General features: G+C 36.8%; 13 protein-coding genes and 5 pseudogenes. 5 read left to right on the top strand and 13 right to left on the bottom strand.

The features are described 5' to 3' along the window. Nucleotides 1–41: 41 nt before the first annotated feature. The 6 genes and pseudogenes from AKG34_RS07205 to AKG34_RS07170 all read right to left on the bottom strand — a co-directional run bounded on the left by AKG34_RS07205 (nt 42) and on the right by AKG34_RS07170 (nt 5729). Nucleotides 42–278: a hypothetical protein gene (locus AKG34_RS07205; RefSeq protein WP_053345460.1), complete on the bottom strand. Its 237-nt coding sequence runs from the start codon at nt 276–278 to the stop codon at nt 42–44. Between the two features lie 145 nt (nt 279–423). Next, nucleotides 424–582 (bottom strand): annotated as a pseudogene (locus tag AKG34_RS26615) (BBE domain-containing protein); the annotation flags it as partial. Beyond that, nucleotides 567–1287 (bottom strand): annotated as a pseudogene (locus tag AKG34_RS26610) (terminase TerL endonuclease subunit); the annotation flags it as partial. The pseudogenes AKG34_RS26615 and AKG34_RS26610, both read right to left, overlap by 16 nt. 279 nt (nt 1288–1566) lie before the next feature. Continuing rightward, nucleotides 1567–2625: an alkene reductase gene (locus AKG34_RS07185; RefSeq protein WP_083450695.1), complete on the bottom strand. Its 1059-nt coding sequence runs from the start codon at nt 2623–2625 to the stop codon at nt 1567–1569. 933 nt (nt 2626–3558) lie between these two features. Then, nucleotides 3559–4809 carry an IS200/IS605 family element RNA-guided endonuclease TnpB gene (gene tnpB, locus AKG34_RS07180; protein ID WP_053345455.1) on the bottom strand — a complete coding sequence of 417 codons (1251 nt, stop codon included), beginning with the start codon at nt 4807–4809 and terminating at the stop codon, nt 3559–3561. A 389-nt stretch (nt 4810–5198) separates the two neighbouring features. Continuing rightward, complete coding sequence (locus AKG34_RS07170) at nt 5199–5729, bottom strand: peptidoglycan recognition protein family protein (protein ID WP_053345453.1); 531 nt, start codon at nt 5727–5729, stop codon at nt 5199–5201. 126 nt (nt 5730–5855) lie between these two features. Here AKG34_RS07170 and AKG34_RS29575 point away from each other — a divergent pair. Beyond that, nucleotides 5856–5969: pseudogene (locus AKG34_RS29575) on the top strand (YjcZ family sporulation protein); the annotation flags it as partial. A gap of 494 nt (nt 5970–6463) precedes the next feature. Here the strand turns inward: AKG34_RS29575 and AKG34_RS07160 are convergent. Together AKG34_RS07160 and AKG34_RS29570 are read right to left on the bottom strand one after the other, a co-directional pair. Beyond that, nucleotides 6464–6748, bottom strand: coding sequence for a hypothetical protein (locus tag AKG34_RS07160; RefSeq protein ID WP_053345451.1), 285 nt, complete (start codon nt 6746–6748; stop codon nt 6464–6466). A 197-nt stretch (nt 6749–6945) separates the two neighbouring features. Continuing rightward, on the bottom strand, nt 6946–7257 hold the full coding sequence (locus AKG34_RS29570) for a CBO0543 family protein (RefSeq protein WP_379147290.1): 312 nt from the start codon (nt 7255–7257) through the stop codon (nt 6946–6948). Here AKG34_RS29570 and AKG34_RS07155 point away from each other — a divergent pair. From AKG34_RS07155 to AKG34_RS07145, 3 genes are all read left to right on the top strand, one after another. After that, nucleotides 7216–7419 carry a hypothetical protein gene (locus tag AKG34_RS07155; protein ID WP_053345450.1) on the top strand — a complete coding sequence of 68 codons (204 nt, stop codon included), beginning with the start codon at nt 7216–7218 and terminating at the stop codon, nt 7417–7419. The genes AKG34_RS29570 and AKG34_RS07155 overlap by 42 nt on opposite strands. 117 nt (nt 7420–7536) lie before the next feature. After that, on the top strand, nt 7537–8634 hold the full coding sequence (locus AKG34_RS07150) for a GerAB/ArcD/ProY family transporter (RefSeq protein ID WP_053345449.1): 1098 nt from the start codon (nt 7537–7539) through the stop codon (nt 8632–8634). 225 nt (nt 8635–8859) lie between these two features. Next, complete coding sequence (locus tag AKG34_RS07145; protein ID WP_053345448.1) at nt 8860–9081, top strand: hypothetical protein; 222 nt, start codon at nt 8860–8862, stop codon at nt 9079–9081. 498 nt (nt 9082–9579) lie between these two features. Here the strand turns inward: AKG34_RS07145 and AKG34_RS07140 are convergent, their stop codons facing one another. Beyond that, entirely contained in the window at nt 9580–9849 is a 270-nt protein-coding gene (locus AKG34_RS07140) for a zinc ribbon domain-containing protein (protein WP_053345447.1), read from the bottom strand. Between the two features lie 605 nt (nt 9850–10454). Between AKG34_RS07140 and AKG34_RS07135 the strand changes: the two genes are divergently transcribed. Beyond that, nucleotides 10455–11072 (top strand): DUF421 domain-containing protein, encoded by a 618-nt coding sequence (locus tag AKG34_RS07135; RefSeq protein WP_053345446.1) that lies wholly within the window; start codon nt 10455–10457, stop codon nt 11070–11072. Between the two features lie 251 nt (nt 11073–11323). Here AKG34_RS07135 and AKG34_RS07130 read toward each other — a convergent pair whose 3' ends face one another. The 4 genes and pseudogenes from AKG34_RS07130 to AKG34_RS07125 all read right to left on the bottom strand — a co-directional run. Next, nucleotides 11324–11536 (bottom strand): hypothetical protein, encoded by a 213-nt coding sequence (locus AKG34_RS07130; protein ID WP_053345445.1) that lies wholly within the window; start codon nt 11534–11536, stop codon nt 11324–11326. A 179-nt stretch (nt 11537–11715) separates the two neighbouring features. Continuing rightward, the gene (gene fbpA, locus AKG34_RS29235; protein WP_083450694.1) at nt 11716–11856 is read right to left on the bottom strand and encodes a Fur-regulated basic protein FbpA; all 141 of its coding nucleotides are present in this window, start codon (nt 11854–11856) and stop codon (nt 11716–11718) included. Continuing rightward, a pseudogene (locus AKG34_RS28615) lies at nt 11853–12088 on the bottom strand (ERCC4 domain-containing protein); the annotation flags it as partial. The pseudogene AKG34_RS28615 and the gene fbpA, both read right to left, overlap by 4 nt. Nucleotides 12089–12171: 83 nt before the next feature. Continuing rightward, nucleotides 12172–12712: pseudogene (locus AKG34_RS07125) on the bottom strand (hypothetical protein); the annotation flags it as partial.

Below are 12712 nucleotides of genomic sequence, written 5' to 3'. Positions count from 1 at the left end.
GATTGATCAAAATGGATTCTTCTCCAGCAGATTTAAGATTGTTATTTTAAAAAAAGATTGATCATTGTGGAACTTTGGTTTTTTCCCAAGGAACAGGCGTGGATGAATGGGATACATAAAATTCTGATTGGCTGATAGTGCGGCCAATCATATTGATACATGGTTGAATGGATAATTGTTTCATTTTGAAATTTCTTGGAAGTGTCTTCGATTAAATCAAAGTCCAACATGAATTCAAGTTCTTTATTTCTGCTTTTCACGAAATCCAGAAATCCCAATTTCTCACCTCCTTTTTTTAAGGCTTTGTTTAACATTAATGTTGATCTTAGTCGTACTATAATGCGGGTTTTTGGAAGTTGTTACTTCCTACTAACAATTCTAGATATCTGAATACATAAAAAATGATAAATACAAAAGATAGATTTAAAATTTAGGAGGTATACTTTGCGGAAAGTGGAAAAGATTTTCGGGATCATACTTGGCTTTTATTCTTTGTAATCTATCAAAGGTGGTTCCATAATAAGCTGGTCCAAAGTTTATAATATTCTGATCTGAAGAATTTACGTAGGCCCCTTCAATGAATGAATGGCTTTAGGATTACGGATAAATTCTAATTCAAATCCCTCTGCTTCTAATGCGGTTCTTACTAAATCCAAACGGAAAGTATCAGCTACAATTTTCGTCAGTCCGTATTGCTCACGCATCTCTACAAACCAATTAACAATATGACGGATATCAATAACAGGCTCATCCACAATAGTGAGGTGCCCTAGGCGTTCCCATTCTTTGATAGGTACTTTTAGCGTAACGGCATCCAAAAATCATTTACGAATGAATGGGATTTCCAAACGTAATCCTCACCGACTTTAAAAAGCAACCCGACTGCAGCAAAGTCTTTGATACTGGCAAAATCCAAACCGCCTACACAGGTTCGGTGCGATAAGTCAGGGAATGGTCTGTTTGTGGCCAGGATATCTTCCCAGCTGGCTACACTTTTTGCCAAGTCCACTTCCGGAAGATTCATCCGATTGGTCATGAATTCTTCTCGGTTGGCTGGATTATTAGCAAGTTGCTTAAATTGAGTTAAAACCTTTTGAATAATCCTTTGGCATATGGGCTCCTTGGTTCGCTGAACATAGGATTCGCCTTTTCCCAAAAGTCGGGATTATCAACCTCGTTAGGGTCATCAATTTTGCAGATGAAAGGGAATAAAGGGTCATCCAGGTCTTTTCCTTCAAGGATGTTCAAAGCTCGTTCTTTCATTTTGTCTAGGAATCCTTCACGCACCTGTTAACTCAATAAGAAAAACGATACCTCTTATTGAAGTATCGCTCTCGTTAGTTTAAGAAGAACATCATTAATCAATCAAATGGTTCTTTTCAATTTTCTTTCTTATTTGAATCTGTAATTAATATTAAAATTAGGATTATTAGGCTTATTCCAAGTATAATTGTACCTACCATACTTACTCCCATTCCTGCAAATCCCCTAATTAACCTCAAAACTAACCTGCCCCGAAAAGAAGGTACGCTGACATGAACAAGTCAGCTTCCTGTTTTTTCTCTATTAAACCAATTGAATTAAATGTTTTTTTGCTTCGTAATCAACAAGTTTTTTATCCTGCTTAATTCGTGCAAGATAATCCGGATTGGCGATAAGCGGACGGCCAATCGCGGCAACGTCAATGGTGCCTTTTTTTAGTGCGTCCTCTGCTGTTTCAGCATCAAGCCCGCCTACACCAACTATAACTCCATCCCAGTGGCGACGTACCAATTCATGCATGGTTATCCCTCTGGCAATCGGTTTGGTAAATTCCATTGTAGAAGGGTGAATCATTTTGACGCCTGTTTCTTTAAAAGCTTCAATAAACGTTTGAATCGCTGATTCAGGATCTTCCCACATGTAAGATGGCTGGTCAATTTTTAAAGCCGAGAAACGAATAAGGGTACGGTCTACTCCAACCGTATCAATGACTGCTGTTAGCACTTCCTTCATAAATGTCAGGCGTTGTTTTAAATCACCGCCGTACCGATCCGTCCTTTTATTGGAAGTGTCAGAGTTAAACTGGTCGATTAAGTAGCCGTGTGCACCATGAATTTCCACGCCGTCAAAGCCAGCTTCCATCGCATTTTTTGCAGCTTGCGCATATTGGTTGACTACTTCTGCAATATCTGTCTCTGTCATTTCCTCAGGAATATCAAAAGGTTTTCCGAATCTTGAAACCTTTCCTTCAGCAGCAAAAGGGGAAGGAGCCTGTGGTGGAAGTCCTCCTGCAATTTCGTGGTGGCTTGCACGGCCGACATGCCAGATTTGCGCAATAATGGTTCCGCCTTCAGCGTGTACAGCTTCGGTAACTTTTTTCCAACCATTAATTTGTTCTTGAGTGTAGAGCCCTGGAACGCCAGGATTACCCTTTGCTCTTGGTGAAATCACAACACCTTCTGTAATGATAAGTCCGATTCCATCTTGAGCTCGCTTTCGGTAATACTCTACGGTTAGGTCATTCACAACACCAGTTTTATCATCAGCAAACGACCGGGTCATAGGAGCCATTGCTGTTCTTGTTTTTAAGTCCCATGCACCAATTGTTACAGGTTCAAAAAGCTTAGTTTTTATTTGATTCATTTGAATTCCTCCTGTTAACCTCTTATTTATTGAGAAAGCTAACTTTTAGTAACCATTATGTGTAAGATTATATGAAAAGTGGTTAATTTTCAAATGATTCACTTCATCACTGGAGCCAATTGGTAAAATACAGTAATTAAAACCAATAAACAATCCATTCAGCTGTTACTAATTGGGATTTTAAAATTGGAGGGTGATGCTCCTAGCGCACATTTTCCATTTCTTTGATTTGGACTGCCTCTTTTTTTAAACAAAAAAGCGACTCAAACGAGTCACTTTGTAAATTCGGTTATGACTTAGGCTAATCTTTAACACCCAAATTAATGGAAGTTTTGTACGGTCATTGTTTCGATTTTATATGTATAAACATTACTATTCCATATCGAATTCCGCTTGAATCTAGCCAAAAACACCCCTCTGAGTTATCTTCAAGACATAAGGAGATTAACTCGTCACCATCGTATCGTCAAAACGTTTCTTTATAAAGCTTTCAGGCCCCTTAAATAATCGAGTTGAACAATAAAGTTTTTATGTCTAACTGTTTAGGCAAAAAAAAAGGTTTTTTTGATTCTCAACCCTGCTTGGTATTGAGTGATGCCAATATTCACTCTAAACCAGACAGCACGGCTACACTAACCGGGTCACTTGTTAAACGATCATGTAGTTATGCATCTGCCGCAGTAGTTTCTATAATCAGCAGCAAACAAAGGTAAATAAAAAATATTTTGGGATTTATGAAAAAGGGACGAAATGGAACATAGATATAAGGGAACACATCTAAAAAAATGTATTCCATTTATGCAACTATGATTAGGAGTGAATTATTATGAGCAATCTGGTAACTTTGACGATAGCTTCAGAAGCGTTTCTCTTGCTATCCTTCATCATGATTTTTTTATCAAGCATTAAAAATTGGCCGATAGGCTAATGTTCTTAGGAATCCCCCACTTCAATCAGACCGTAAGGTCGATAAGTGGTGGGTAGTTCAATATTCGTGGTTGCTTGGGGAAGCCTTATGGCTTCATTCATTAGATTGAGCCCTGCGTTAATATCTCGATCGTGGTGAGTAGAACAAAAAGGACAATCCCATTCACGAAGATTCAGATGTTTAACGTCTTTATTTTGGTAACCGCAGCTAGAACACAATTGGCTAGAAGCAAACGTTTTAGATACGGTCACGATTTGTTTACCATACCATTTTGCTTTGTATTCCAACATTTTTTTGAATTGGTACCAAGATACTTCACTAATAGCTTTAGCTAGTTTGTGATTTTTCATCATATTCGACACTTGCAAGTCTTCCATTCCAATAACATCGTGGTTTTTGATGATTTCGGTAGAAACTTTATGTAAGTAATCCATTCGGGCATTTGAAATTTTTTCGTGTAGGATAGCCACTTTTCGTTTTTGTTTTTGATAGTTTTTGGCTTCAGCCAATGGTTTATTTTGATTCAAAGCTATTTCTTGTCGTCTTGAAAGAATCCGTTGTGCTTTGGCCAATTTCTTTTCGACCGTCCGGAAGAATTTTGGGTTTTGATAGACCGTACCATCTGAAAGAATAGCAAAGTTCTTCAAACCAACATCTACACCGCACGAACGATTCGTTTTAGGAAGTACTTGTACATTGGTTTCCGCTAAAACGGAAATGAAATATTTACCCGAAGGGTTCCGCCTGATTGTGGCATTGATGATTCGCCCTTCGACTTCGCGGCTTTTAGCAAAACGAACTAGACCGAGTTTTGGCAATTTGATTTTGTTTCCAATCATTCCGATATTTCCATTCGTATGTTTAGTCGTGTAGGACTGGATAGGATTCTTTTTCGATTTGAAGCGTGGTGACTTATTTTGCTTTTTATAATATCGACTATAGGAATCTGCTAAATTTTCCACCGATTTCTGTAAGGCAATACTGTCTACTTCTTTCAGGAAAGAATACTCTTTCTTTAAAGCCGGAAGTTCTTTGATTGTTGCGTATTTATCCAGAAAAGAACCTTTCCATTCATTAGAGGGTAATTGGCCGTTCTGCTTCATTTCTTCACAAATATACCAGTAGGCATCTTTCTCCTTTTGTTTGCCTAAAAAGAAGTTAAAGACAAAACGGGAGCAGCCGATCGTTTTATTGATTAGAACTAGTTGTTCTTTAGTTGGATAGATTCGAAATTTATAAGCTTTGTTTACGACCATTGGTTTCACCTCCTTATAGTTATTATTAACTATCGAACGTATGTTTGCCAAAAAATAACTTTGTCTTCTGGCGGGAAATGATAAATCATTCAGGTAAAAAGGGAAAGGTGCAACAGCTAAAAACCATCACGCCTTATTTAGAAGTCTTCTTCAAAACTTCCATACTATTACTTTATCACATGCAAAATGAATCAGTGTCCGTTTATCGTTCGGAAATCGTTCCCTCTAAAATAGAGCTATTAATTCATCCACTTTTGTTTGCCTTTCCGATGCAAAATAAGGTTAAAATACCCCTTTGAATTGGTTATAATCCAGATTGTGTATAATTTACAGACACCCGTCTTTTCTCACATTCTTGGATAGTGTAAACATCAGGTGCCGGAGATGGTTTAGCTGGTGTTCTTTGAACCTTTCCAATCAAAAACTTCTCTGTAGTTATACTCACAACAAGCTTTCCAACTATAACCTGGCATTTCATTATGGGCTTTATCACACTTCCCTATCCCATTTTTAACAAGTGCAGTGTGAAGTTCTGCAATACTTGCAAGTGTGGCTTCATCTATATTATATCGATAGTCTTCAGCAACACAGATACCAAGCGAAAATTGATTGCTGTTCCCTACATGATAAGTGCGTTTGTCTATATCATTCGCATATACAATCATAGCCATTTTTCCGTTCGGCGTGTTAATAACATTCTTAGGTTCAATGATGAATGTATATCCTATCCCGGGCCACACCATCGTGTTTACATGGTAATCCGCGAAACTTGCTGCATCAGATCCGGGCAAATGTTTTTTTGTAAGTGAATGATGCCATACACGGTGAGCGATTGTTTTAGAACGTTTTGAATACATGCCTTTAGATTTTAATTCCCCTCGCATATCGACTAATTGGGGTAGTTTAGTAAAGTTCATCATTCATCGTCTCCTTTTTATTTAAATAAGGCTTTGTTACACATTAAGTGTCATTTTCCTGATTAGAGCATAAGGTAATATAACCCATTTAAGTATTTCCTCCTTAAAAACAAACAAGGAGATGTTTTTATGTCAGGTTGTGAATCAAGGTGTGACGACGGCTTTGGATTTGGTGGAGGTTTCGCCTTTATAGTCGTTTTGTTCATACTCTTAATCATTGTTGGAGCTAGCTTTGTTGGTGGATGCGGCGGCTACGGCGGCGGTTACGGCGGCGGTTACGGCGGCGGTTACGGCGGCGGTTACGGCGGCGGTTACGGATATGGCGCCTGTTGTTAAAAATAGTATGAAAAAAGCCGACCTTTTTTGGTCGGCCTTTTTTATCTAATTTGCCCCATTAGTTCCATAAGAAAATCAACAACATCCATTAACAGATCCTAAAATAAAAAGCCACCCAACGGGCAGCTTATTTTGAAGTTCCTTCTCTTTTTGCTATTAACTCATAAAGCCCTGTTCCACAAGACCAGCGAATGCACCAGCCCATAACCTCAAAACAATATCCATATATGTGAATGGAAAAGAAACTGAACCTATTCCTAGTCCGATTACCAAGCTTAAGTTAGGTAAAAATATTGTTTGGTATAGTAACGGTTTGCTTAACGACTTGAACCACTGCTGCTACTATTGGTGCTAAAATAGTTGTAAAAATTAATACTTGATGCATGACTTCGTTTTCTATATTAAACATCTCTTTTTTTTTCGATTTGATCAATGCGCTTATGTGCTTGTTTTGTACTTTCATCTATACGAATAACAGTCTCTGACAATGCAGTCCAACGTTGGTCACTAGCTTTAAAATCAATCCTAATTGAATCAACTGATTGACCAATATTGTCTAATTTTGTTCTTATAATTGCCGATTCTGTAGCATCACTTTTAACATCCTTGTCCCTATTTCTGTTAAATGTAAAGAAGCCAATAATAACACTAGCAGTTGCGATTATTACACCGATTTCAATTGTCAAAACATGACCTCCTTGAACGCTCTATTTATGCATAATAAAAAGCCGTTTCAAAATTTAGAGACGACTTTTGTTGCGATTTAGTTTTTTAGTTACCGCACAGTTTGTTCCTATTGGGGTCCTACCACATGCCCATCAAGCAAAAATTTTCGAATACCCCAAAACGAAAAAAGCTATCCTTTATTACAAAAAGAAGCCTTCTAACGAAGAGGCTCAAACCGATCCCGGATCGATAAGTAATAAGCCGTGGCATATATCGGGAAAGAAAATAAAGGACTCCATTTCAACGGTTCGAAGAATCCTATCCAATTAAAAAAAGGTTCCCCCACAAAAGCTGAACCGCCAGCTAAAAACAATGCTTTCCAGAACGGATGAACTTGCGGCTGAAATTGCAGCAAAAACATAACAGTCACGGGTAGAACGGAGAAATCCCATAGTATGTAGGCTGGAATAGTAAAGAGCACGTCTACATGATATATCCACAATCCTTTAACAACCCCGAGAAAGTCCAACCAAGACGCGATACCTATGACAAAAATGCCGACGTACAACAAACGGTCAGTACTGTTACCATTCAAATTTCACCAATCTTTATACCGATTATAGGAATCCTTATTGGCTTTACTCTTGTTGAGTTGGTTAGGAAATATGTTCTCTATAGGGTGATTGCATGATCAACTTTTTTGTACTACGGTAACGGAATAGGTGGCGGGCGGTGATGGATGATTATTCTGTAGCGTATTTGATAATAATGTGAAATGAAATAATTTTTTTGTAAAGGGGGGAAAAAGATGATGGATAACGTGAAAATTACGGAAAGGCAATTTATAGTGTTGGTGATTCTTTATATCATCGGTAGCGCAATCTTAGTGATTCCATCAATTCTTGTCTCCCTGGCCAAACAGGATGCCTGGATAACGGCTATACTGACAGTAGGGGTAGCGCTGTCCATTATGTCCTTATACGTACTGTTGGGTAGACGCTTCCCTAATATGACCCTTATCGAATATACGGAGGAAATTCTAGGTGTATGGTTGGGAAAAACGGTTTCTCTCTTGTTTTTGACTTTTCCAGTCGTCGCTGCTTCCCTTACGCTCTATAACATAGGGGATTTTATGAAAACACAAATTATGCCCGAAACCCCTATTGAAGCTATTTACATTCTTGCTTTTGGAATTACCCTTATGGGCGTAAGGCTTGGACTTGAAGTTTTAGCACGTTCTGGGGAAATTTTATTCCCATTGGTCATCTTTCTTTTTCTCCTTCTAGTTGTGTTTATAACTCCAGAGCTAAAGTTTGAAAACCTTCAACCTGTGTTCGAGGAAGGGATTAAACCTGTACTGATCGCTGGGATCCATTTCCTCAGTTTTCCATTTCTTGATACTGTTATTTTTTTAATGATCTTTCCTTATGTAAATTGGACCCAAAAGGCCGGAAAATCTTTATATAGAGCAATACTGCTCGGGGGAATTTTTTTATCCGTCATTATATTCTTATCAATTCTGGTTCTTGGCGTGGATCAGGCAGCAAGACAAATTTATTCAACTTACTTTTTGGCAAAAAAAATAAATGTTGGTGACTTTGTTACAAGAATTGAAGCGATTGTTGCTGGAATATGGTTTATATCGACCTTTTTTAAGATGAGCATGTTGTTCTATGTATTGAATTTGGGTATAGCCCAGATATTGAACTTGAAAGACTATCGTTTTTTAACGTTACCTTTGGGTATGATTCTATTGGCTTTTTCCCTTGTGTCGGTACCGAATACGGCGTATCTTGGTGAGTATACTCTAAAAACGGGGTATATATTTACTGCTACGTTCGGTCTTTTACTGCCTCTGCTGCTCTTAGCTGTAGATACACTCCGAAAAAAAACTTTCGGTTCGTGAGTGTAAACTCAATTGGACAATGAATCTGTATTTTGGTTCCTTCATTCACTTCTATGGTCCTTTCATGGGGTCCTACCACATCGCCATCAAGTTAAATTTTATGCACCCACAAAACGAAATTTTGGACTACTTGTAACATTATTGTTTTGGCGGTGACCTGATTTCTGTTTCTTAGCTTGATCGGGATATGTCTGTACCCCTAGCATATAAAAAGGTGGTATTGGAATGATTAAGAGAATAGTCAAAGGAATTTTTGTAGTATCTTCCACGCTTTCGTTTTTATATGGAGTGTTGATAGGTTTTCATCTTATATTTTATCCAAATGTAGGTTTTCCTGATTCAGAAGGCTGGAAGTCCATGCTTTTTTATTTTGGTCATGGCTTACTGTCACAGTATATTGCCTTGCATTTTTTTAACGAACAAGGCGATCGAGAGGAAAGTAATTAAGTTGTTGAAACAAACCTTTCCCCTTCTTTTAGGGTGTGAAGGCTGTCGCTTTTAGCGTATCTACATAAAGGTGTATAACCAATATTTTGAAAAAAACATACTCTAAGGGAGTAACATCAGGAAAATACAGATTTACAACGGTAAAGAAATCCAAATATAAAAAGCCTCTCGCTTTTAACACCGAGAAATTAGGCTTTAGTTACTTCATTAAAGCGCCCGATTACGGAATATCTTTTAGTTGTCTTATTGAAGATAAGCATCTGTTAGTTGAAGTAATTTACATAAATTCTTCGTTAGTGAAATAAAAAAAGCCCTCCAATTGGCAGTTAGAACTCTACTCATGCACCTTAGAGAATTACAACTCCTGCGTTATTCCAATAATTTAAGATTCCAGTTTTTTTCTCGGACGGATGGGATTGTTTGATTAGGTAATATTCCAACCACCTGATTTTGGTTTTGATTTTGTTTTCATATTCATCACCTGCACAATTTTGTGTTTTAGCGCCAGCGCTCTAATTTTTTTAAGAATTTTTTTGTATACATTTTATTGAGAAAAAATTTTTCAACCCGATTCATATCTGATTCCTGAAACCTTTTTAAACTGAATGCATAAAATTCATCGAATGTTACATCAGGCTGTATCCATTTACCATTTTCGTAACAATAGTGACAGTATTTTTCTGACGGTGTCCCATCCTTTTCAGTTCCAAAGTCACTTGACACTTTCATGGGCATTCCACAGCTTTGACACATGTTTGGTTTTGCCATTTTTATTCCTCCGATTTTGTTAAGCTTTGAATTTGTCATCATTCACATTTACGAGTTTAAACTGATTCGCCGATGCACATCCATCATATTTATTTCATCTATGAAATCGAGTAAATGGCCCTTATTAGGGATTCCATTTATACGTAATTCATCTAATTATATAGATGATTCATATCAGTTGCAATGGTTGCCAATTGTGTACTCATTCTTGCGACCGCTTCATCGGCACTGAATCAGAAGTGCTAAATAAGTGCCTTTCTATCAGCCCTAAGTTAAAACAGGCTAACGATATATATCAAGACCTTTTATTACACATTTGAACACAAGGACGGAAATTAGAGAGTTTTCAAATGTGTTTAGGAACAGTAGAGTAAAGTAAAGTAAAGTAAAGTAAAGTAAACGCTCCACTTGCCTGTACTGTTGTCAAAAATCAATCAACAAAGTTTCTTGTTCTTCTCGGGAATAGCCCATATCGTTGATACCTTCCTTTCCCTCGATCTGCGATATCGTTCGTCTGTGTCCCGCATTATTTTTATCAAAACTGTATATCAACTAACTATTAATCAAAGACTATATAGCACCAAGTAACGTGGCGGTGCTATATTATGGATATAAGTTGGATATGGAAAACGATGTTAATTGTCATCTTTGGAATATTATTAATACGCATTTCAGGTAGAAGGTCTGTCTCCAAAATGACTACTGAAACAACTGTTATCATGATTTTTATAGGGACCCTTTTAATACACCCTGTTATTGGCGAAAATCTTTGGGTTACTTTTGCGATTGCAACCATTCTCATTGGAACTTTACTACTAATTGAATACATCCAAATGAAATGGGATGTTGCCGAAATTTTTTTAACTGGCAAGTCAAAGATTGTTATCGAGAATGGCTCAATAAATGAAAAAAATTTAATAAAACTTCGACTTTCTGTTGATGCACTTGAAATGCTCCTACGACAAAATGGGATAGAAAATATAAAAGATGTACAATGGGCCACTATCGAACCCAGTGGACAATTAGGATATTTACTTACTAATAATAAGAAATTCGCAACCAAAGAAGATATAGAAAAAATTCAGCATGCACTTACACAACTCTCCACCAAATTAAATATTAATTCGAAAATGCAATCAGAAAATAAACCTGATGAAACAAGATTAAATCTTTTTTCCAAAATTAAAGAAGGGGACTCATCTTATCCTAAACGTCTTAAATAATCTGCCTTTTCCCATCTGCCTTAAAATTAGTAAAATTGGATTAGTCAGGCCCTACTATGTTGTAATGACAGGCACTTAAAGTCTGATTACCACTAACAAGAGAGAGGAAAGAAGCCTATCAAGTGAAAAATTGTTTTACAGTTCGTTGAGGATTATCAGATTAAAAAACGGTGTAATAAGTAATATTTCAAACTGGGAATGTTGGAATATGAACATTTTATACAGCCTTTCCATCAAAACAGATAATATTTTTATCTTTCAATCTTTGACACATATATTAAAATGAGCAGAACACCTATTTCTCCCTCTTTTACCTTGAATCTCCTCTGTTCGAATAAAAGATTATGAAGCACTTCAGATTGAGGATTTTGCTGTTTAAAAGGAGAAATAACATCATTAATAGCTTGCTCAGCTTCATACTTCCTTTGACGACGAATGATAACCGGTTGAATTTTTTTTGCCATCAATAACAGTCCTCCTCTACTCTTCCAAATAACCCGACATAACAAAAATGTTTCTGAATGCACGAGTCAACCTATCCTTTTTTCTCTTTACCAGAGACTTCTTCAACCGACGTTTTCCTTTACGAGTCATGTATTTTCCTCGCTTTGGCTTTTGCTTTTTAAGTATCAAATATGCTTTCTTATTCGGATAAGGAAAGTTCATATAATTGTCGACCCTCAGGAGTTTTGAAATAATTCATTTTCAAAAGTTCAGATTTAAAATAACCCCTTTGCAACTCTATCGATTTATTTAATTGATTAGTAGATACAGAACTGATCATATAAAACCTCTTTTCAACAACTCACGAGTCATATAGTAAAATGATGGTAAATGTAATTGCCGGTTGCACCAGGAGCTAAGAAAACAGTTGAGAAATTATATCGAACTTCAAATGTTTTCAAGCTTCCTAGCAGCGACTTCGGCTTATATTTGCTCCGGTACAATCCGTTTAAAATTTTCGAGTATCCTTCCAGGTCCTCACAAATTAGGACAAAAGGATTTTTTGAAACCCGAAAACAAATAAAAGAGACCACTTGCTGTGGTCTACTATATTGCATCCTCCAATTAATTTAAGGGCGAAACACATTATTCAAATTCAAAATTCTTTTCGAAGCTCGATTATATATGAACTGTCTACCCCTAATAGTTCCGCTAATTCGTTTTCTGTCGCTTTTGGGTGCTCTTTCAGCAATTGTTTAAGCTTTTTCTTTTTAGATTTCCGCTCTGTTTTTGCTTTCTGCAACGATTTTTCTTCTTTAGCTTGTGGTTCACTTTGATGGTTGGTTGATTGAGATACTAGCCACGAATCAACTTTTTCTTTGTACTCAGTCAATGTTTGATTATTTTTATTGGTTGCTTTCATTTTGCCTTTTTGCTTATGAAGTTCTGCATTTTTTTTTGTGCTGTTTTCAAGTCTTGCAGCTAATACCTCTTTTAAATCTTTTAGCTGCACTTCTCGTTCAACTATTTGCCCGCTTAACGAATCAATTTTTTCTTTGTACTCACCAATCAATGCTTGATTATTTTCATTGGTTACTTTCATTGCGTCTACTTGCCCGCTTAACGAATCAATTTTTTCTTTGTATTCACCAATCAATGATTGATTATTTTCATTGGTTACTTTCATTGCGTCTACT

Origin of the sequence: Peribacillus butanolivorans (genome assembly GCF_001273755.1) — a bacterium.
GTDB lineage: Bacteria > Bacillota > Bacilli > Bacillales > DSM-1321 > Peribacillus > Peribacillus butanolivorans.
This window is presented reverse-complemented; position numbering and strand designations above follow the sequence as displayed.